Origin of the sequence: Parvularcula marina, assembly GCF_003399445.1 — a bacterium.
GTDB lineage: Bacteria > Pseudomonadota > Alphaproteobacteria > Caulobacterales > Parvularculaceae > Parvularcula > Parvularcula marina.
This window is the reverse complement of record NZ_QUQO01000001.1, coordinates 2,074,975-2,095,296: the sequence shown is the minus strand read 5'-3', so window position 1 is coordinate 2,095,296 and position 20,322 is coordinate 2,074,975. Positions and strand designations below refer to the sequence as shown.

The following is a 20,322-nucleotide window of genomic DNA, read 5'->3' as shown; positions in this document are numbered from 1 at the left end:
TCTCGTCTAGCTTAATCGAAAGCTAAAATTCAACTGTGCGGTGCGTGAAAAAGGGCCGCTGGGGCCTATTCTTTCTGCTTCAGGAAAGCGTCGAGTTCGCTGCGTTCTTCAGGGGTTAAGGAAGGGTTACCAGCGGGAATATTGCGCCGCGTGACAATGAAGACGATCCCGCCAAAGATCGCGAGAATAAGCACCATAAACGGCCCTGCCCAGAGGAGGAAATTCTTCCCCGAAAAGGTCGGTTTGAGGAGCACGAATTCGCCATAGCGCTCAACGATATAGTCCCGGGCTTCGACATCCGTATCCCCCGCCTCAAGCCGCTCACGAAGGATCGCCCGCAGGTCGCGGGCAAGCTCGGCATCTGACTGGGCAATCGACTGGTTTTTACAGACAACACAGCGAATCGTCTCGGCAATTTCGAGCTCGCGAGCATCGATCGAGGCGTCGCTTGCCTCTCCCTCCTGCGCGAGGCTGGAGGAGAGCCCCGCAAGGGCGATGACGACGAGGAAAATCAGATTTCTCATTCTGCTGGCACCGTCTCTGGCCCGGCGGGCGCTGCCGGGGCCGCTTTCTTCCGGGTCGGTGCGCCGATTCGGTAGCGACGGTCGGATAGGCTGACGAGCCCGCCAAAGACCATCAACACTCCGCCACCCCAAAGCCACATGACCAGCGGGTGATGATAGAGCCTGACGACGCGGCTACGCGGATCCTCGCCGCGCTGGTCACCGATGGCGACATAGATGTCATGCGCCCAACGGGGGAGGATATCGGCCTCGACTGTTGTTTGCTGAGCGACTGGATACCAGCGCTTCTCCGGCATCATGGTCGCAATCTTCCGGCCGTTCTTCGACAGGGTGAAAGTGGCCATTTCGCTTTCATAATTGGCGATCCGGTAGACGCCGATATCCTCAAAGGTGATGTCCAGACCGGCGATTTCGGCTGTCTCGCCCGGCGTCATGACGACTTGCTTTTCAGTCACCCAGAGCGAGGTGCCGACCATGCCGAGGATCGCAAACCCGACCCCCAGATGCGCCATTGAGCCGCCCCAGAAGGCGCGCGGAAAGCCAAGCATTCGCGCGAGCGACGTTTTAAACGGAATACGGAAGAGCTTCGCTCGGTCTGCAACATCCGTGAACGTGATCAGGATGATGAAGACGCCGATCGCCAGTCCGACAACGGCGAGTATATTGTGGATGCCGGAGAAGTAGAGCCCGGCAATGACAGCCACAACGGTGCCAACACCCGCCGCCTTTAAGCGACCAGCAGCTTTCTTCGCGTCTCCCCGCTTCCACGGCAGGAAGATGCCCGCGGCCATGATGATGGCGAGGAGAATCATGAGCGGGGTCGTCACAATCGTGTAATAGGGCGGGCCCACCGTAATGCGTTCGCCCGTCACGACCTCACGGAAAAGCGGCCAGAACGTCCCCAGCACCACGGTGAAGGTGATCACGCAGAGGATGACATTGTTGAGGACCAGCGCGCTTTCGCGGGAGACGCTGGCAAAGCTGCCCGAAGACCGCATGGCGGACCCCCGCAGGGCAAAGAGCGTAAAGGCTCCGCCTGACAGGAGAATGGTGATCGCCAGCAATAGCGCACCGCGCGAGGGGTCATTGGCAAAGGCGTGTACGGAGGTCAGCACCCCTGAACGCACTACAAAAGTGCCGAGGAGCGAGGTCGTAAAGGCGATGATCGCCATCAGGACGGTCCAGAGCTTCAAGGTGTCGCGTTTCTCGACAACGATCGCCGAATGGAGAAGCGCCGTGCCCGCCAGCCACGGCATGAGAGAGGCGTTCTCGACCGGATCCCAGAACCAGTAGCCGCCCCAGCCAAGCTCGTAATAGGCCCACCATGAGCCCATCGCGATGCCGAGGGTCAGCGCTGCCCAGGCAAGCAGCGTCCACGGACGAACCCACCTTGCCCAGGCGGGGTCCACCCGGCCCTCCAGCAGGGCCGCCACCGCAAAAGAAAAGGCGACCGAAAAACCGACATAGCCGAGGTAAAGAAAGGGCGGATGGTAGGCGAGGCCAGCATCCTGAAGGAGCGGGTTTAGATCTGTGCCGTCCAGCGGCACCGGATCCATCCGCAGGAAAGCGTTCGAAGTGAAAAGCGCGAAGGCGAGAAAGCAGACGCCGATCAGCCCCTGCACGCCAAGCACGCGCGCTCGCAATGTCTCAGGGATCCGCCGACCGAACGCCGCCACCGCCGCGCCGAGCGCAGCAAGGATCAGAATCCAGAGTATCAGTGAGCCCTCGTGATTCCCCCAGACGCCCGCGATCTTGTAGATGATCGGTTTCATCGAATGGGAGTTCTCAAAGACGTTCCGCACACTGAAATCTGATGTCAGATAGGCATGCATCAGCGCAAGGAAAGCGAGGATGACCAGCGTGACCTGCGCATAAGCCGCAAAGCCGCTGACCCCCATCAGGGTCCGGTCGGCGCGATGTCCACCGACAATGCCGGAGAGTGTCTGCACCCCGGCGACGAGGAGAGCGAGAATAAGGGCGAAATGGCCAAGTTCGATGATCATTGGGCCGCCTTAGCGGATCGTCGCGCCCTCGGGAATGCGTCCCCACCGCGACGGGTTGAAGCTGAGCTCGCCACCTGATCCGCTGGCATCGACCACCACACGCGGGCGCATGATCGGCGCATGGGTGCCGTCATGATAGCCATGGCAGTCAAGGCAGGCCGAGGCCGTCAGCGGCGCACGCGATTTCTCATCGCCATGGCATTCGCGGCAGCCCTCGACATCGCCGCCACCGGGGAGCCCGGCTTGGGTCTCGATTTGCGGCAGGAGCACGTCGGTTGAGAGAGAGGAGAATTTCGCCTCGTGACAACTGTCACAGGTCAGATCGCCGATATCATGAGCATCATGATCGAATTCAGCATGGATCATGAATTTGTCGATCAAGCGCACCGGCTGGATGTCGAAATCGACCGTCCCGGCGGGCGGCTGTTTGACGACATGGCAGGTGCCGCAGGCGCCTTTCTCCGCAAAGATCTGAGCGACCTGTTCCTCGGCAATCGCCATGGCATCGACGCGGGCGGTCTCGGGGCGCGGCTGGCGGCGCACCCGGCGGTCATCGCCCGGCCGGCGGCGCAAGGAGCCATCAGGCATCACGAGGTCTGAAATCGTCCGGTTGCGGTAATAATCGCGGATGAGGGCGATGACTTCGGTCGGTTTGCCGTGCGGCAGCTCGCGCGTGTACTGCTCATCGGGCAGGTCGAGCGCGTGGCACATCTGGCAATTCGCCTCCATCTCGATCTGCTCAAAGAGGAGCCCGTCCTTGTCGAGCGAATGGCAGTCCTCACAGACCAGCGCATCACCGAAGCCGTATTCTGCCGACAGCGTCTGCGCCTGACGCGCAACCCCGCCGGACGTTTCAAGGTGGAGGTCATGCGGGAATTTGAGGCCCGTATTGTCCATGACATCCGCACTGCCGAGCGGCACGCGGCGGAAGGTCGGCTCATCCCCGAGCGTTGCGCCGGGTGTGTCGATCAGCACGGCCTGAAAGTTCGGATGGCTCGTCCGGAAACTGCTGGCATCTTCAAGATCCGTCTCGATCCGGTCATGAAGCCCGGTGTGGCAATCCGCACACAGAACGGAAGCCTCAAGGATCAGCCCCTCATCATCATTATGCTCGCGGTGACAGTCGGCGCATTGCCCGCGCTCCTTGCCAAAGAACATCGAGGCTTGCGTGATGAGCCCGTCGACACCCGAAGGATCAGGCACGGCTTGAGTCAAAAGGACGGGCTCGGCGTGATCGCCCAGCTCGTCATGGCATTCGATGCAGGCATAATCATTGACGTGATCAAAGGCTGCCTGGTGGCAAGCCTGACATTCACCCGCAAGATTGGCGTGGTCGCTCGAAAGGGGCCCCGAGAGCCATGAGCGGTCAAGGTCCACAACCTCATCCGCCGCATTCGGAATAATGCCGTAGAACCACGCGACAGGCACGGCAAGGAACAGGAAGATCGCGCCAAGATATCCGGCCCATGAGGGCAAGCGCTTGCCAAGCAGGGTGCCGCGCAGGGTGAAAATCTCATCGACCTGATCTTCTTCCAGGGCAGCTTCCGGCTCCACCCGCTCAACCGAGATGCGCCAGACACCGCGTTCTGCCGCTTCAAAGCTGAGCTGGAACGGGCCAACCATGATGGCCTTCGTGTTGCCCTGGCTGAGCGTCAGCTTGGACTGCTCACGCCCGTCAATCGTGAAGGGGTGCCCCTTCTCTGCTTCGACCGAGAGGCGCGTGCCTGAGAGGAAGATCGTCAGGTGATCGAGGCCAACCCGCAGGTCGGAGAGGAAAATCTCGTTATGCGTCGCGCGGCCGACGGTGACTTCGTCGCCCGGCAGTTCGCGGTCGCGGATGATGTCATCGCCTGATGGCCGTCTGGTGATCTGTCTGATGATGAACGTCATGTCTGCGCCCTCACCAGTAGAAGAACACGCTGACGATATGCGCCGTCAGCGCTGCCAGAAGCAGGAAGGTTATCGGGACGTGCACATAGAGCCACAGCTCGAGCATGGTCTTGTAGCGCACATGGCGGCGGGCACGGCCTAGCGCTGTCTGCTTGCGCTCGAGCGTCGCGATCAGCTGGTCAACGACCTGACGGTCCGGGCCATCAATGTTCGGATGCATGCGGCGCAGTTTCTCGAGCGCCTTATCGGTCGCATCCGTCGGCGCGCGCTTGGCAAGACGCGAAAGAACGCCGCCCGCAACTTTCGTTTTTTGCACGGACTGTTTGACGAGATCAGAGATCGCCGGCGGCAGCGGTTGGGCCTGTTGGGTCAGCTGACGGTCAAAGGCATTGATCTCCGCCACCATCTGCTCGCGTGTCAGCTCATCCCGGTTACGGCCCATCTTTTCGGGAATGACCGCATAGAACCAGATACCGACGAGCCCGGAGAGAATGACGACGATCATCGCGCCATAGGCAAGGGTGTGAATGTTCCAGCCGAACTGGAAGCCGGTATGGAGCGTCCCGATGACAATCAGTGAAAGCCCCAGATAGACATGGGCCGAGGTCCAGCCTTTAAGGCTCCAGTTGCCCGGCGCGATCCTCCGCTTGCGGATGCCGAGCATGGTCAGCCACAGGATCAGGAGCGCGCCGATTGTCCCCAGCGTATAGCCTAGAATGGTGCCGCCATTCGGGCGCGGCAGCGGATCGTGGAGGAAATAGCCGGCCGCAGCGAGTACCGAGATCACCAGTGCGAACTTCGCCCATTTGAAATTGGCGTGTTTGAGGAAGCTGATATGGGCGGCCTGCTGGCGCCGTTTCTGGTTGGCGGAATCAAAAGCCATTATTGCCCCCCGCCATTCTTATTGACCGTGTTCAGATAATTCTCAGGGCTGACGCGGATGGCCGCGCCCGTCGGGCAGGCGCGCACGCAGGCCGGGCCGCCCTTGATGCCCTTGCACATGTCGCATTTGACCGCGAATTTGCCGACATCCTTGCCCTTGGTTTTCTGATTGATCCATTTCTGGCTCGGCTGGCCCGGCCCCGGCCCGGAGCCAAAGAGGAACCAGGCAAAAAGCCCCGGCCGTTTCGGCGGGATCTTCTGCATCTGAATAACCCCATACGGACAATAACGCTGGCAATTGCCGCAGCCGATACAGGTTTCGTCGATAAAGACCTCGCCATCCGCGCCGCGGTGAATGGCGTCGGGCGGGCAGTCCGTCATGCAGTGCGGGTGCTCGCAATGCCGGCATGAGGTCGGCACGTGGATGCTCTCATAAGCCTGGCCCGCCTCACGATCGAGACGCGAGATGCCCTGATGGGTTTCCGCGCAAGCCAGCTCGCAGTTGTCGCACGCGACGCAAAGACTTTCATCGATCAGGAGCGCGTCGGTCGCCTCGCCAAGACCTTCGGAGATGAGGAAGTCCGCAACCTGAGAGTAATAGTCCGAGACCGAATCGAAATTGTCTTTCTTGCTTTCAACGAAAGCATTGAGGCGGCGGCGTTCGACCACGGTTTCGCGGATGCGTTCGCGCAGTTCGGGCTCAGCCGATAAGAGTTCCTCGAAGATCTCGCCCGACAGGCGGATCAGCTGGGATTTGATCGCCGTCTTGACCGAGGCCGTCCGTACACGGTTTTCGAACAGCGCCATCTCCCCGACATAGGCGCCCGCCGGCACATAAGAGAGGAAGACGTCCTTGCCGCCGATATTCTTCTCCACCAGCGCCGAGCCATAGCGGATGATATAGACGTCGAGGTCGTCCGAGCCCTCCTCGATGATCGTCATCCCCGCCGGGGCGTCGACATATTCCGCATTCGCAATGAGCTTCTCGATCCATTTCACATCGAGGCCGTTGCCGAAGATCTGGCGGATCTGGCGTTCAGTAGCGATGGTGTCGACTTTGCGTTTCACCGCCGGGATGGTGTCGATCAGCTTGAGCGCTGCTGAGCGAGGCACTTCAATCAGGATCGCATTGCGTCCTGCACGGATGGTCGCCGAACGTGGCCGGCCGGAGATGAGGCCAATCTCACCAAAGATCTGCCCCGCCCCCAGCTCAACCCGTTGGCGCGTATCATTGGGATTGATCTCAACCTGCACCGAGCCATCGACAACCGCCCAGAGGGATGAGCCCGCCTGATTGCGGCGAAAGATGATTTCATCCGCCTTCGGCGCATGCATTCTGGAATCGAGCAGGAATTCGCGCATTTGAAGGCGGCTGACGCCTTCGAAGATAGGCACGTCTTTGCGCAGGTGGTCGATCCAGTAATCGACACTCTTGCCGCCGGGGACCTTCTTGAAGATCGCTTCTAGCAGCGGCTGGTCGGCGGGCTTGAGAGATTTGTTGCCATTGATCCGTTCAATGACATCATAGCCCTGGTTCATGCAGTGCTTGATGAGCGGGTAACCCGCCAGTGCGCCGATGACGAAGATACCCGGCACAACGCTTTCGAATTCTTCCGACAGGATCGGATAGGCCTCACGGTCGGGGCCGGTAAACTCGATCCCCCATCCCTCGATCAGTTTGCGCGGCGGCGCAGAGCCAAGACGCGCAATGACCATGTCGCAGGGCAGCTCGATCTCGCCATCTTTCGCTTCGACGATCATGCGGTCGGCTAGAAGTTCCTTGGGCGACGCGCTGATCAGGAAGTCGAGGCGTCCATCGGCCCGCGCCTCTTCGAGCAGCGCGACGTTGGCCGGCTTTGACCGCGGAAAACCGTCCGAGCGCTGAAGCAGCGTGACGGTGTTGCCGAGATCCGGATTGGCAAGCCCGAGCGCGTTTTCGATCCCGGCATCCCCGCCACCAACGACGATGATATGCTTGTCGAGATGCTCGGCAGGGTCATCGAGCTGATAGCCGACAAAGGGCTGGTCGCCGCCGGGGCAGCGCAGCTTGTTCGGGTTGCCTTGCGTGCCGATGCCGAGAACGATGTTCTCTGCACTGATCTCATCGCCGCCCTTGAGCTGGATCTTGAAATTGCCCTTCGAGCCCGAAATATCGAGGACTTCCGCGTCGAGCCGGACATTCACCTTCTGGGACAGCGCCTGACTATCCCAGGTGCCAAGGATGTCTTCGCGTTTCCCGGCAGCAAAGGACATGTCGGAGCGCAGGACCAGCTGGTCCGGCGTCGCCATGATGTGCTTGCCCTTCTGGTATTTGTAGATGGTGTCGGAGAGGTGGTCGGTCTTCTCAAGCAGGACATGGGACATGCCGAGCGCCGCCGCGCGTGCCGCCGCGCTGAGCCCCGCAGGGCCCGAGCCGATGATCGCGACTTTAAAATTATCCGACACGAAATTCAGTCCCCACTCCGGGCAATCCTACCAAAATTGCCCGCTCTTTAGAACCCGCGAGCCTGGCGTCCCCACACCAGACCAGCACGCTCTGTCTGTCTCTTACTTCTCCAGCGCGCCTGCCTATTCAGGCACGTGGAACACATCCCGCATCACGTTCCGGAACCGGTCATGATATTCGAGGATGACATCAAAATCGCCAGCGACCCCGTGATGGGTCACGAATTCACGGCCATCCCACCAGTGAAGCGCAAAGCCCGGCGGCTCATCAACGATCAGCGGACGGCCATCCGCCGTCGATGAGGTGATCGCCGCGAGTTCCAAATGAACCTGCGCAGCCGTTGCGGACGAAACGATGCAGGAGCTGCCCGCGAAGGGCCGGTCCATCGTCCGGTGAATATGCCCGCAGATGATCTTCTTCACATTACTGTGGCGCTTGATGACGTCGCGCACCTGAACCAGCCATGGCTCTTCGTAATTGCGCGCCCCCATCCAGTCGATGCCGGTGACAAAGGGCGGATGGTGCATGGCTAGCAGCACCGGGCGGCCATTGGCCTCCTCAATTGCGCGATCAAGAAAGTCCGCCCGCGCCTCATCAAAGGCGCCGCCATGAATGGTTTCGTCATGCGTATCGGTGACAACCAGCCAGACATCGCCGAGATCGACCGAATACTGACAGAAGCCCTCATGGATATGCGTCTTGCCGAAGACCTTTTTGAAGTTCTCGGTGACATCGTGATTGCCGAGGCATGGCAGCACCGGCACGCCGGGATTTACCTCATCAATCATCTGCTTGAGGAGTTTATAGGCCGCAACCGATCCGATTTCGGTCAGATCCCCTGTCGCAATATAGACATCCGGCTTGCGCTTGAGTTTGGACAGGGTCTCAAACACCGCGAGCAGGCGATGGTAATTGTCCTCGGCCCCGATATCGTTGCCGGTGCCAATATGCAGATCCGTGATCTGAGCGATCAGCATGGGGTCTCCTCCCGCATCATCTGGGATCCGCGACTTTTATTTTTGCCGCAACACATAGACGCCTTCCCAGTCCTGTGGCGGCGGATCCACCAGATATGCCTCAATCCGCTCCTGCATGATTGTGTAATGTTTCCCGAGCCCAAAACCTGCGCCCAATCGGGAGAGTTCCCCGATCATGGTTAAAGCTTCCTCAAAGTTCTGCTCGCGATAGGTCGCAAGGAACTTTGACTGAAGCTCGAGCAGCTTGGCGAATGCGGGATCATTCGCCACCTGCTCATCCCCGACGAGAGCGAAAATCGTCAGCCAGCTATCCTTGCCGACGGCTTTCGCCCGGTCGAGTTCAATCAGGGCAAACTCACCAAGATGTTCTGCCGTCGAATCCCCCACAAGGATGCCGACGCCATATTGCTTGGTCATACCCTCAAGACGCGATGACGTGTTCACGACATCGCCGAGTACGGAATAGTCAAACCGCTGGTCCGAACCCATATTGCCGACCGAACAGTCGCCAGAGAAAAGACCGATCCCGATTGTTGTCTCAACCGGCAGTTTTTCACTTTCCGGCGCCTGCGGATTACTCCGGGCCGCATTCATTTCCGCAAGACGATCCATCATCTCGAGCGCGGAAAGGGCTGCGTTCCGATGATGCTCAGGGTCATCCAGCGGCGCGTTCCAGAATGCCATCACCGCATCGCCGATATACTTATCGACGGTCGCCTTGTGGCTCATCAGAATCTGCGTCATCGGCGTCAGATAGCGGTTCAGGAAACTGGTCAGCTCGGCCGAGGTCATGCCTTCGGAAATCTTCGAGAAGCCGCGAATATCCGAGAACAGGATCGTCATGTCGCGGTTCTCACCGCCGAGTTCCAGCGAGCCCGGATCGTCAGCGATCTTCGCGACCATATCCGGCGAGAGATATCGGGAGAAGGCCCCATTGATGTGGGATTTCTCCGCCTCCGTCAGGATGAAGCTACTGGTCGACGTTATCAGGTAGACGAGCCCCAGCGCGATGGCCGGATAGACCGGGTCGAAAAGGGTCCGCTGATTGACGTAAAGCTCCCAGGAAACAAAAAAGAGCCCGCCAATAATCAGGACCGCGACAAGACCACTGCGCAGCGGGCCGGCGATTGGGACAATCAGGATCAGGATCAAACCGCCCAGCAGCAGGCTGAGGAGACGCACACCCGGCGCCCAGTCCGGCTTTGTCAGGAAGTGACCGAGCAGCATCTGCTCAGTTGCCTGAGCATGAACCAGCACTCCAGGCAGGGTCGGCTCGAGCGGCGTTGCAACAAGGTCATAAAGCCCCTGCGCCCCGGTGCCGACATAAACGAGGGTCGGCCGGTAGCTTTCATTGCCATCCGCATCCGTCATTTTCAGAAGGAAGTCTTTTTCAAGCTCCTCGATGCTAACATCCGGGTCGAGCAGTTTCCATGCGGGGATGACCCGGTTCTCACGCCCTTCGGTGAAATGAACTAGCAGCTCGCCCTTGGCTGTTGTCGGCACCAGCTTCTCGCCAAAGCGAATACCCGCAATCTGTGAGACATTGGCGCCGATCTCGCCTGAGCCCGTCGAAGTCTCGATCCGGTAGCCGCGGGCATCACGGACCTTCGCGGTCGTGTCCGCCGTCGCCTCAAGGAAGAAGCGATACATCGCAAGCGAGAGCGAGGGATAGACATCGAGGATGGCGAAGGGGTCATCCGCAGGCGTGCCCGTATCGAGATAGGCCAGCAGCGCTGCCTTGCGCACGATGCCATCGGGGTCTTTCGGCGTGCTGACGAAACCCGCATCATAGGCATTGTCATTAATAACAGGAATTGAGTCCGTCACACTGACATATCTGGGCAGAGCTTGGACAGGCACTTCCCCGGCACTGGATGGACCATAAAGCCGTTTCGGCTGCATGTCCGGGCCCTCGAAATACTCGAAGAAATAGCCCATGATGACCGCGCCACCGAGCTCACTCAGCACGCCGAGCTTTTCGCCGAACACTTCGTCATGCGGGCGGTATTGCTCGAGCCCCGCAAGCACTTCTTCGGTCGCGCCGCCTTTAATCAGTGTGGGGCGCAAATTTTCAGGCGAGGTCCGATCCGCTTCAGAAAAGACGATGTCGTAGGCCACGCCGCCTGCGCCTGCCTCAAACATGCGCTGGGTCATCTCGGCGATCTGCGTGCGCGGCCAAGGCCACTGGCCGATGCGGTCGATCGAGTCCTCGTCGATATCGACAACCCGGACACCAACATCCTGATACTCACGGGGTTCCCAACGCTGGAACTGGTCCATCAGCTGGTCGCCAAAACGGTTCAGGGAAAGGGGATTATAATAATGGATAGCCGCTGTCAGGACGAGCACGATGAGCCCGGCCGCAGCCGGAAGCGCGCGTTTGCGCCATCCCATGCGCATCAATCTGGAACGCTTCGCCATGCCCCGCTCTCTCAGCCCCTCGCCTGCGGCTTAAACGGTAACCGTTAAGTTTGTGCCCGTCCAGCATCACTGATGTTCTGGACTTCCCATTTTAGGGTTATGTCGTTGACGGCACACACCCCAGAGGGGTACGAAAGAGCAGCAGTCAGCGGGGGAGAAAACCGTGGGGGTTTTCAAGCACGTCATCACGATTTCGCTGGCAACAGCGACGTCGCTTTGTATTTCCGGAATCAGCAACGCCTCGGCGCAGGAAGAGATCACCTTCCAGCAGGTGTTGAACAATCCATCCGACCAGCAGCTCAACATCACTTACGCCCAACAGCGCGTGGAAGCTGGCGACCTTCTCGCCGCCGCCGCTACGCTCGAGCGTCTGCTGATTGATGAGCCGAACTGGGATGAAGCCCGGCTGCTTTATGCCAGCGTGCTCTTCCAGCTTGGGGACTACACCGCCGCGAAACGCGAAGCGGACCTTCTCGAAGGCCGCGACTTCTCCGCTGAGGCGCTGGCTGAGGTCGAACGCTATCGCACGGCCTCCAATGAGAAGACACAACGCACGAGGATTTCCGGTCGCGTTTCAGCGGGCCTTGGCTATGACGAAAATGCGGGCTCCCAACTCGCCGAAGATGGGCTGACGATTGAAAGTGTCGATCAGTTCTCTCTGGTCCTTCGGGGCCGGGCGAAAGTCGAACACGACCTCAGTGACACGAGCGAGCTTCGCCTGTTCGGTGAGGGCGATGCCTATTTCAAACAGTTTGAGGATGACGAATTCTCGGAATTTCTGATTGCCAGCGCCCGCGCGGGTGTGGCCGGGGAGACCGGCCTTATGGACTGGCGCGCAAACGTGTCCGGTCGGACTGTCATCATCGGCGGTGATGGATATCTGGATGAGCTTGGCGTTCAGGCGCGGATCATGCGGGACTTCACTCCGCGGACACGCGGGACCCTCCAGGTTGGATACCATGACCAGAATTACTCAAACGTCTTTGGCACCGGCGACAATTCGGACTTCCGCGATGGCGCCCGCGCCGACGCCTCTCTGACCGTCTCGCATGTTTTCTCACCCATGTTCCGCGGCTCGCTCGGCGTCTCCTATCGCGACAAGATGGTCGATGAGGACGCCTTCGAGGATCTCTTCGCGTACACATTCCTTGGCGGAGCAGGCAGTTTCAGCGTCTTCTGGCAGAATGGCAGCTATCTGAGCTCGAACCTCATCTATCGGGACTATGAGTATAAGGGCACGCGCGCCGACGAGTTCTGGTATACGCGCGTCGCTTACGGCGTGCCGGTCACTGAGCTCACCGGCGACAAGGCCGCCTGGCTTGATCCAGTCCTCATCGAGCTGGCCGCAACGCGGTCTGACCGGTCCTCCAACCAGACGGTCTTTGATTTCGACAGCTATGGCGGGGAATTCCGCCTGATTTACCGCTTCTGAGGGACGTGACGGGGAGAATATGACCATGACGATCACACGCCTCACTACCGCACTTCTGCTGGCTTCCAGCCTTTGCGCTGCCGCCGCTCAGGAAATCGGCAAGGCCTCCGCCATCCGTAACGAAGTCTCCGTCCAGAGCGAGGATGAAGACACCAGCCGCGCCGCAGCTGTAGGCACCGGCATCAAGATGCGCGACCTGATCACGTCAGGCGACAATTCGGCCATGCAGATGCTGCTTGTCGACCAGACCGTCTTTACCGTCGGCCCGCGGGCTGAATTGGTCGTCGATGAGTTCGTCTATGACCCCGAAAGCGATGCCGGCGAAATGACGGCCCGCGTCACCAAAGGCGCGTTCCGCTTCATGTCAGGCCGCACGGCCAAGAACCCTGAGAATGTCCGCATCGAAACGCCCGTCGCGTCCATGGGGATCCGCGGGACGATCGTTGAAGGCGCCGTCGGTGAGGATGCTGTCCGTCAGCTTTCCGGCCTCGAGGGCCAGTTCGAAGGCGTACCCACCGGCCCGGAGGCAACGATCCTCGTCCTCCGTGGCCCGAGCACGACCACCGGTGACAACCTCACCCGCGAAGGCGAGGTCACGATCACGACGCCGAATGGCACCGTCACGCTGACACGGACCAATTCAGCGGTCTTTATCCCCGGCCCGGGCGCTGCGCCTATAGGCCCGTTCCCGCTGCCGCAGCAGGCTGTGCAGAGCTTTGGCCAGCAAGTGGTCTCCGTGCCGACGGGTGAGCCTGTCTCGCCTGTCCCGGATATCCAGATCCCGCAATCAAATGTCGTGGTCGAAGAAGAGCCCGTTGAGCCCGAACCGCAGGAACCTGAAGAGGAGAATGTGGTGGAACGGCCAACCATGGCCTGCCCCGTCTTTGACGGCATTCCCGTCACCGATGGCGGCATCATTCTGGATGGCGGTCAGGGCGGCGTGATCGACGATTTCGGCTCGCTGGAGTGCATGGGCGACCAGTAAGCGCCTTAGCTTGAGTAATGGAGCGGGCCCTGTTGCGGCCCGCTGCAGTTCAACTGTTTCGTGACACGTGCGTTTTTCCGAATAATCGCTTAGAGTTATGCGAATTTAGCAGCCGCGGGGGCGCTCCCACCCCCGTTGAGGGGCCGCCGATCTATGGCGGTTTGGGCACGAGGCATGATCGATAAACAGGCGAGCATCCGCTTTGAATTGCGGCAGCATGCGTTCTTCGCCGGTATCGACGATGACGGTCTCGATGACCTGATCGCGATTTCCCAGATCAAGATCTTCAAGGGGCGGCAGGCGATCTGCCGTCAGGGCGAAGATGCCGAGAACATGTATGTCGTGCTCTCCGGCCGGATCAAAATCTGCACGACCTCGCAAGGCGGCAAGGAAACCGTGCTGGCCTTCATGGGCCCCGGTGAAGTCCTTGGTGAGATTGCCGTCCTCGACGGCGGCCTCCGAACAGCGAGCGCCATCACGATCGAAGAGAGCCGTGTCCTTGTGATCGGCCGGACAGGTTTCATCAGCTATCTTGAGACCCACCCGAAAGTCGCCCTCAACATTATCGGCGTCCTTTGCGGACGCCTTCGCAAAACGGACGAGTTCGTTGAGGAGATGACGACATTGCAGGCAGGCCCACGGCTTGCGCGCGCGTTGCTCCGCCTCGCCGAGCAATATGGCAAGCCGCAACCCGAAGGCGGCATCCTCGTCGATATCAAGCTGAGCCAGGCCAATCTAGGCGCTCATGCCGGCCTGATGCGGGAGAATGTGAACCGCCAGCTCAAAGTCTGGGAAGATGACGGCCTGCTTGGCGGCTCCGGCGGGCTGATCACCCTCTTCCGTGTCGATGCTCTCGAAGAGATTGCCGACCAGTCAGCATAAGGAGTGATGGGATGAGAAAGGCTTTCGGCGCACTTTTGTCCGCCTTTCTCCTTTCATCCTGCGCCAGCACGCCAGCGGATCCCGTCGAGGTCCCCTCGCCGTCCGCACCCGCCATCACCGCCAGCCTTCCTTTTCTTGAGCCGAGAACCGATCTGCCGGTCGTCCGGCTGCAAGTCGGTGACAAAGGCGTTTTCTCCTTCATCATGGATACAGGCGCGAACACTTCCGCTGCCTATATCGGCACCTATGAGGCGCTGGGCGCTACAAGGATTGAAGGCGAGGAAGTTCTCGTCCGAGGACTGACAGGCTCTGATGAACGCCCCGCCGCACTCCTCTCCGGGCTGACCATCGGCGAGGATGTCTATGACGATATCCATATCGCGATCCTGAAGCCGCGCCCCAAGCCACCCGATGTCGATGGCGTTCTGGGCACCGATGTCCTTCAGCATTACACCCTCAAATTCGATCCGGAGATCGACCGCGTCGATTTCATGCCGGCTGCCACTTTTGACGCAACGCCCTATCTCGGATGGGACCAGATCCCGATCTCGCATCTCGAAGGCAGCCCACTCACCAGAGACCTTTGGTTCGGCAGGGCCCCGATCGTCAGCCGGTATGTCCCCGTGCTGATTGATACGGGCGCGGATTTCTCCGTCATGAACTGGGCGACCGCTCATTTAAAGAACGATCTGGGCGCGATGTATGAACGCATGCGTGAGGACTGGGAGGCCTCTGGCGCAACAGGCACATTCAAGCCATCGCTTTCCATCATCGTTGACCGCTTCCAGATCGGCGGCCATTTCTGGGGCGCCCCACGCTTTTTCATCTTCGACCTTGATGCTCTCGAACCCATGGTGGGCGAAGGCCAGCCGCTGATCATCGCAGGCGCAGACATGTTCACTACACGGCGGTATGTCATCGATTTTCAGGGCGGCATGGTCTATATCGACCCCAACGGTCCGCACCTCAAATATGAACAAGGCGCCCCCGAAGGAGCGCCTTGAATAATCCCGCCAGACTGATCCGGACCGTGATCAGATATAGCCTTGAGCAAGCATCGCATCGGCCACCTTACGGAAGCCGGCGATATTCGCGCCCTTGACATAGTTCACATACTGACCGTCCTGGCCGTACATCATGCATTGCTCATGGATTGAGGCCATGATGTTGCGCAGCTTGTCCTCGACCTCTTCGGCCGACCAGGAAAGCCGCAGCGAGTTCTGGCTCTGCTCAAGACCAGAGACGCCAACCCCGCCCGCATTGACCGCCTTAGCCGGACCAAACATGACACCGGCCTGTTGCAGCATATGCACCGCCTCAAGCGTCGAAGGCATATTCGCGCCTTCCCCAACGGCCTTGATGCCGTTCTTGATGAGGAGTTTTGCGTCTTCGGCTTCCAACTCGTTTTGCGTCGCACACGGAATGGCGACATCACAGGCAACGCCCCAGGGCCGTGAGCCTTCATGGAAGCTCGCGCCCTTCACCCGGTCCGCATAGACCGCGATCGGTGCGCGTTCGACTTCCTTGATCTGTTTGACGATCTCGAGCTTCTCCGGCGTGATGCCGTTGGGATCATAGATCGTGCCCCGCGAGTCAGACAGGGTGAGAACCGTGCCGCCAAGCTGGGTCGCTTTTTCCGCCGCATAGGTTGCAACATTGCCTGAGCCCGAAATGCAGACGGCCTTGCCGTCCATCGAGTCACCCGCTGCGACGAGCATGTTCTGGATGAAGTAGACCGCGCCATAGCCGGTCGCTTCTTTCCGGATCAGGGAGCCGCCGAAATCGAGACCCTTGCCGGTGAAAACGCCGGTCCATTTATTGGTGATGCGGCGATACTGGCCGAACATGTAGGAGACTTCGCGCGCACCAACGCCGATATCACCGGCCGGAACGTCCGTATCCTCACCAATATGGCGATAAAGCTCGGTAATGAAACTCTGGCAGAACCGCATGATCTCGGCATCGGTCTTGCCCTTGGGATCGAAATTCGAGCCGCCCTTGCCGCCGCCCATGGGCAGGCCGGTCAGCGAGTTCTTGAAGGTCTGTTCAAAGCCGAGGAACTTCAGGACGCTGGCTGTCACGCTGGGGTGGAAACGGATGCCGCCCTTATAGGGACCGATCGCGCCGTTGAACTGAACGCGGTAGCCGCGGTTCATCTGCACATTGCCGTCCCGGTCCTGCCACAGCACGCGGAAGGAAATCTGGCGGTCTGGCTCGGTCATCCGGTCAAGGATCATCGTGTCGCGATATTGCGGGTTGTCAGCGACGAAAGGCAGGATGCTTTCGGCAACTTCCTGAACGGCCTGATGGAATTCAGGCTCACCCGGATTGCGCGCCACTACCCCGGCCATGAATGTCTTCAGATCACCAGCGCTACGCGAGCTGCTGCCTGCGAGCGAGACTTTCGGCATGGTCGTCATCTTGCGTGTGACTTCCGGCAGCGGCGTGCCTGCCCCGGTCGGGCCTTCGGAGAGCTGCTGGGCAATTGTATGGCTTTGCGCGACGGTCGACTTCGCATCGGCCGGGGCCACATCTACTTTCGGCGGTGTTGGACTTGGCCCGAGCTTGCGCACGACCTTGGTCGAGGCAGTTGTCGGTTTTCTGCGTTTGAACATCGTATTACCCCCACAATTAACCACAGCTTAACCGTTGAAGCGCGCCTAGGAAAGCTGGTCCGCGCCGTTTTCACCGGTTAATGACCCTCATCTTAGCGCAAGAAAGTTGCCAATCTTGACCATCATTTTAGCCGGCGGGCTGATCACGCTGATCATACTGGCTTTTCTGAGCTGGCCGTTCTTCCGGCAGGAAAAGAGCGACAGCGCCGAATCCCGTGATGTGGCGATCTATCAGGACCAGCTGGCAGAGCTTGACCGCGATGCCGCACGGGGAGTGCTGACGGAGGATCAGAAAGCTGCCGCCAAGAGCGAGATCGAGCGCCGCCTGTTGCAGGCGCTCAAGCGTGAAGAGGCCGCTCGCACAACGACCGTCAGCCGGGCCGGACGGCTGGCTGTGATTGCGTCGCTAGCCGCGATTCCGCTGGCTGGCGCCCTGATTTATCTGACGCTGGGCACGCCGGACGGCCCGCAGATGCCGTCCGCGATCTCTCCCTCACAGGCGCGGGAGCAGCTTGCCGCGAATGAACGCCACCCCGAGCTCGACCAGCAGATTACCGCCCTTGAGAAACGACTTGAGACCGAGACAGAGGATGTCGACGGTTTCACTCTGCTCGCCCGCACCTATGCCCGGCTCGGCGAGTATGACAACGCGCTGCGCGCCTATGCCCAGATCAACCGGCTGACCGGCGGCGGGGACGCTCAGATGGCGGGCGAGATGGCCGAGGTCATGGTGCTCGCCAATGAAGGTGTTGTCGGGGATGAGGCGCGTCAGATCTTCGAGCTGATCCTCGAGGATTACCCCGGTGATCCGCAGTCGGTCTATTATCTCGCGCTCGCTCGCGCCCAAGCCGGAGACGTCCCCGGCGCGCTGGCAGACCTTCGCAATTTGCGGGAAAATTCAGCCGATGGGGCGCCGTGGCTGCCAGCAGTGGATGGCCTGATCGCCCAGCTCTCGCCTGAAAGCCTGCCGCCGGCGGAAGAGGAACGCCGCTTTGCCGGGCCGTCTACGGAACAGATGCAAGCCGCCCAGAACATGTCGGCGGATGACCGCCAGCAGATGATCGAGGGCATGGTCGAGGGACTGGCCGCCCGGCTGGCGGAAGAACCCGATGATGTCGAAGGCTGGAAACGGCTTGCGCGCGCCTATGAAGTCCTTGGCCGGACGGATGATGCAGCCTTAGCCCATCGCGAAGTCCTCAAGCGGGACCCCGATGATGCAGCGGCAAAAGCGTTTCTGGAAGGGCGCTAAGCTCAGTACCCGGCGAGAACGTCGCCAGCGCGGCTCGCGTCGAGATTTTCTTCCGGTGAATGATCGGCGGCAAGCTGCGTCTCAGCGAGGGATTTCTCTTCAGCGAGCAAGTTACCCTTGAGCTCGGCTTCCGGCACGGCGAGTTCAGCCAGAACCGTGACACCCGTTGCGGTCACATCAGCGAAACCGCCACGCACATAAAAGCGGGCCTCGGCGCCATCCGTTCCTTTGAAGGACAGAATGCCCGGCGAGAGGGTCGACATGACCGGCGCATGGCCCGGCATGGCCTCGAAAATCCCTTCGGTTCCGGGCACGGAGACGGACTGGGCCTCCCCGGCATAGAGTTCCTTTTCGGGAGAGACGAGCGAGAAATGAAATTCAGCCACGGGCGGGGTCCTTGCAGATCGGAAAAGAGAATTTGCGGGCGTTTAGACGAGGCCCCTCGCGGGTGCAACATGTCCGGGGCCTGTCGGCATCAAGAACTCGTTATCTCAGCTCACATTCGCATCCATTCGGGAAGAAATGAAAAAAACCCGTCACCAGGGCAATGGTGACGGGTTTTGAGTTCCAGACCCCGTGGGAGGGTCCTTTAGGGTATTCGTGCGTCCCCTCTCCCAAAGGTGCACACGGGAACCGGTTTGATGGGGCCGCCAAGCTCTGAGGCAGGTGTGAGCTTGTCAGTCCCTCCCGGGCGAATCTGCGGTCGGATGAAAGTCTCAGGGCAATGAGACCTCGGCATTGTGGGAACGCCGTTTCCTTCCACCGATTGAGTGCCCGGGTTTCCCCGGTCTTAGGGTGTCGGTTTGGGCTGCCGACAAAGGCAACCTATTCAATGGGGGCTGAGGCGGGTGTGACGGGCGTCACAGGTCGGCGTCTTTTATGGAAAATCCACCGGGAAAAGCAGGCGAGTTCTTACGAAGCAATATTGGAAATGATTGCCGCCCCCAGGAGGAGCGCACCTGCGGCCATCATGATGAGGCCGGCATAGATGACCGAACGGCCGCGCATAGCGGTCAGGTCTTTAGCATCGACACCCATGGCCACAAAGGCTCTGTCAAAGGTGCGGGTCATTTTTGGCTCTCCGGTCATCTTATTGACTTTCGATATAGGGACCTAAACTCCACTTACCAGAACCACCCAGACACAAATCTGTTGCACGATTCGCAAAAAAAAGGCGCCCCTGAGGGGCGCCAGTAAGGAGGGGCATAAATCGGAAGGGGAAACCTCAGACAACCGGTCCACCGGCCAGATTGGTGACAATCCCGCCTGCGAGCGTCACGCCCGCGACCGCCATGGCCATCAAACCAACATAGATGGCCGACCGGCCTTTGACGCTCGTGAGATCGTGGGCATCGACACCGAGGGCAACAAAAGCGCGGTCAAAAATGGCGGTCATGGTCTCTCTCCTCTTAAGGTCATCCGGGCTTCCCCGTCCGATGAGACAAAACTATCCTTTCGAGCCCGGACCCGCTGTGACGGGCATCACAGATTGATGAGAAAGATCGGCAAATCGGTCTCAAACTGACGTCAAAATCGCGAAAAATATGGCTTTTGGGGATCTGGAACGGCCCCTTGTACACGAAAAAACGGCGCCGGGAGGGCGGCGCCGCTTAGTCAGGATAATGGGGTATCCGTATCGGTAGGGGAGAGCTTTAAGCGACCGGACCCCCGACGAGATTGCTGCAAATCCCGCCAACGAGAGAGAGACAGGCAACTGCCATGGCCATCAGGCCAAGATAGATCGCTGACCGGCCTTTGACGCTCGTGAGGTCATGGGCATCAACTCCGAGGGCAACGAAAGCGCGGTCAAAAATGGCAGTCATGGTCTTCTCTCCTCCTGATCACCGTCGGGCTCTCCCCGTCCGATGATCAGAACCTAATTCACCGCCCCACACCCCGCTGTGATGACCATCACAGATTGACGCGAATGAGGTTCGAAAGAGCTTAAAATTTGAAGTTAACGAGCGAGAAATTGCCGTAATCGATTGAATTTGACCGAATCGACCAAGAAAAAAG

The 20,322-nt window shown here is 59.8% G+C and carries 17 protein-coding genes; 5 read left to right on the top strand and 12 right to left on the bottom strand.

Going from position 1 to position 20,322, the window contains the following annotated elements:
- Window positions 1–65: 65 nt before the first annotated feature.
- The 7 genes from DX908_RS10145 to DX908_RS10115 form a co-directional block, all read right to left on the bottom strand.
- A complete protein-coding gene (locus DX908_RS10145) occupies window positions 66–524 on the bottom strand; it encodes a cytochrome c-type biogenesis protein (RefSeq protein ID WP_116392225.1) in 459 nt (152 codons plus the stop codon).
- A complete protein-coding gene (locus DX908_RS10140) occupies window positions 521–2,527 on the bottom strand; it encodes a heme lyase CcmF/NrfE family subunit (RefSeq protein WP_116392224.1) in 2,007 nt (668 codons plus the stop codon). The genes DX908_RS10145 and DX908_RS10140 overlap by 4 nt, the downstream gene beginning before the upstream one ends.
- 9 nt (window positions 2,528–2,536) lie before the next feature.
- Window positions 2,537–4,417, bottom strand: coding sequence for a cytochrome c3 family protein (locus tag DX908_RS10135; RefSeq protein WP_116392223.1), 1,881 nt, complete (start codon window positions 4,415–4,417; stop codon window positions 2,537–2,539).
- A gap of 10 nt (window positions 4,418–4,427) precedes the next feature.
- The gene (locus tag DX908_RS10130; protein WP_116392222.1) at window positions 4,428–5,300 is read right to left on the bottom strand and encodes a hypothetical protein; all 873 of its coding nucleotides are present in this window, start codon (window positions 5,298–5,300) and stop codon (window positions 4,428–4,430) included.
- Entirely contained in the window at window positions 5,300–7,744 is a 2,445-nt protein-coding gene (locus DX908_RS10125) for an NAD(P)-binding domain-containing protein (RefSeq protein WP_116392221.1), read from the bottom strand. Before DX908_RS10125 ends, DX908_RS10130 begins: the two co-directional genes overlap by 1 nt.
- Before the next feature lie 123 nt (window positions 7,745–7,867).
- On the bottom strand, window positions 7,868–8,722 hold the full coding sequence (locus DX908_RS10120) for a metallophosphoesterase (RefSeq protein WP_116392220.1): 855 nt from the start codon (window positions 8,720–8,722) through the stop codon (window positions 7,868–7,870).
- Between the two features lie 36 nt (window positions 8,723–8,758).
- A complete protein-coding gene (locus DX908_RS10115; protein ID WP_116392219.1) occupies window positions 8,759–11,143 on the bottom strand; it encodes a CHASE2 domain-containing protein in 2,385 nt (794 codons plus the stop codon).
- Window positions 11,144–11,306: 163 nt separating this feature from the next.
- Here DX908_RS10115 and DX908_RS10110 point away from each other — a divergent pair, with 163 nt between their 5' ends.
- The 4 genes from DX908_RS10110 to DX908_RS10095 all read left to right on the top strand — a co-directional run bounded on the left by DX908_RS10110 (window position 11,307) and on the right by DX908_RS10095 (window position 15,446).
- Window positions 11,307–12,575, top strand: a complete 1,269-nt coding sequence (locus tag DX908_RS10110; protein WP_116392218.1) for a tetratricopeptide repeat protein — start codon at window positions 11,307–11,309, stop codon at window positions 12,573–12,575.
- A gap of 25 nt (window positions 12,576–12,600) precedes the next feature.
- Window positions 12,601–13,560 (top strand): FecR family protein, encoded by a 960-nt coding sequence (locus tag DX908_RS10105; protein ID WP_158548662.1) that lies wholly within the window; start codon window positions 12,601–12,603, stop codon window positions 13,558–13,560.
- Window positions 13,561–13,734: 174 nt separating this feature from the next.
- Complete coding sequence (locus tag DX908_RS10100; RefSeq protein WP_158548660.1) at window positions 13,735–14,442, top strand: Crp/Fnr family transcriptional regulator; 708 nt, start codon at window positions 13,735–13,737, stop codon at window positions 14,440–14,442.
- 11 nt (window positions 14,443–14,453) lie between these two features.
- Window positions 14,454–15,446 (top strand): aspartyl protease family protein, encoded by a 993-nt coding sequence (locus DX908_RS10095; protein WP_116392215.1) that lies wholly within the window; start codon window positions 14,454–14,456, stop codon window positions 15,444–15,446.
- A 30-nt stretch (window positions 15,447–15,476) separates the two neighbouring features.
- On the opposite strand, the gene gdhA is transcribed toward DX908_RS10095, so the two are convergent.
- Window positions 15,477–16,853: an NADP-specific glutamate dehydrogenase gene (gene gdhA, locus DX908_RS10090; protein ID WP_199564746.1), complete on the bottom strand. Its 1,377-nt coding sequence runs from the start codon at window positions 16,851–16,853 to the stop codon at window positions 15,477–15,479.
- A gap of 319 nt (window positions 16,854–17,172) precedes the next feature.
- Here gdhA and ccmI point away from each other — a divergent pair, with 319 nt between their 5' ends.
- Window positions 17,173–18,306, top strand: a complete 1,134-nt coding sequence (ccmI, locus tag DX908_RS10085; protein WP_158548658.1) for a c-type cytochrome biogenesis protein CcmI — start codon at window positions 17,173–17,175, stop codon at window positions 18,304–18,306.
- A gap of 2 nt (window positions 18,307–18,308) precedes the next feature.
- On the opposite strand, the gene atpC is transcribed toward ccmI, so the two are convergent.
- From atpC to DX908_RS16315, 4 genes are all read right to left on the bottom strand, one after another.
- Window positions 18,309–18,692 carry an ATP synthase F1 subunit epsilon gene (gene atpC, locus DX908_RS10080; RefSeq protein ID WP_116392213.1) on the bottom strand — a complete coding sequence of 128 codons (384 nt, stop codon included), beginning with the start codon at window positions 18,690–18,692 and terminating at the stop codon, window positions 18,309–18,311.
- Between the two features lie 526 nt (window positions 18,693–19,218).
- Window positions 19,219–19,377 (bottom strand): hypothetical protein, encoded by a 159-nt coding sequence (locus DX908_RS16325; RefSeq protein WP_158548656.1) that lies wholly within the window; start codon window positions 19,375–19,377, stop codon window positions 19,219–19,221.
- 154 nt (window positions 19,378–19,531) lie between these two features.
- Window positions 19,532–19,702 (bottom strand): hypothetical protein, encoded by a 171-nt coding sequence (locus DX908_RS16320; RefSeq protein ID WP_158548654.1) that lies wholly within the window; start codon window positions 19,700–19,702, stop codon window positions 19,532–19,534.
- A gap of 256 nt (window positions 19,703–19,958) precedes the next feature.
- A complete protein-coding gene (locus DX908_RS16315; protein WP_158548652.1) occupies window positions 19,959–20,129 on the bottom strand; it encodes a hypothetical protein in 171 nt (56 codons plus the stop codon).
- Window positions 20,130–20,322 lie beyond the last annotated feature (193 nt).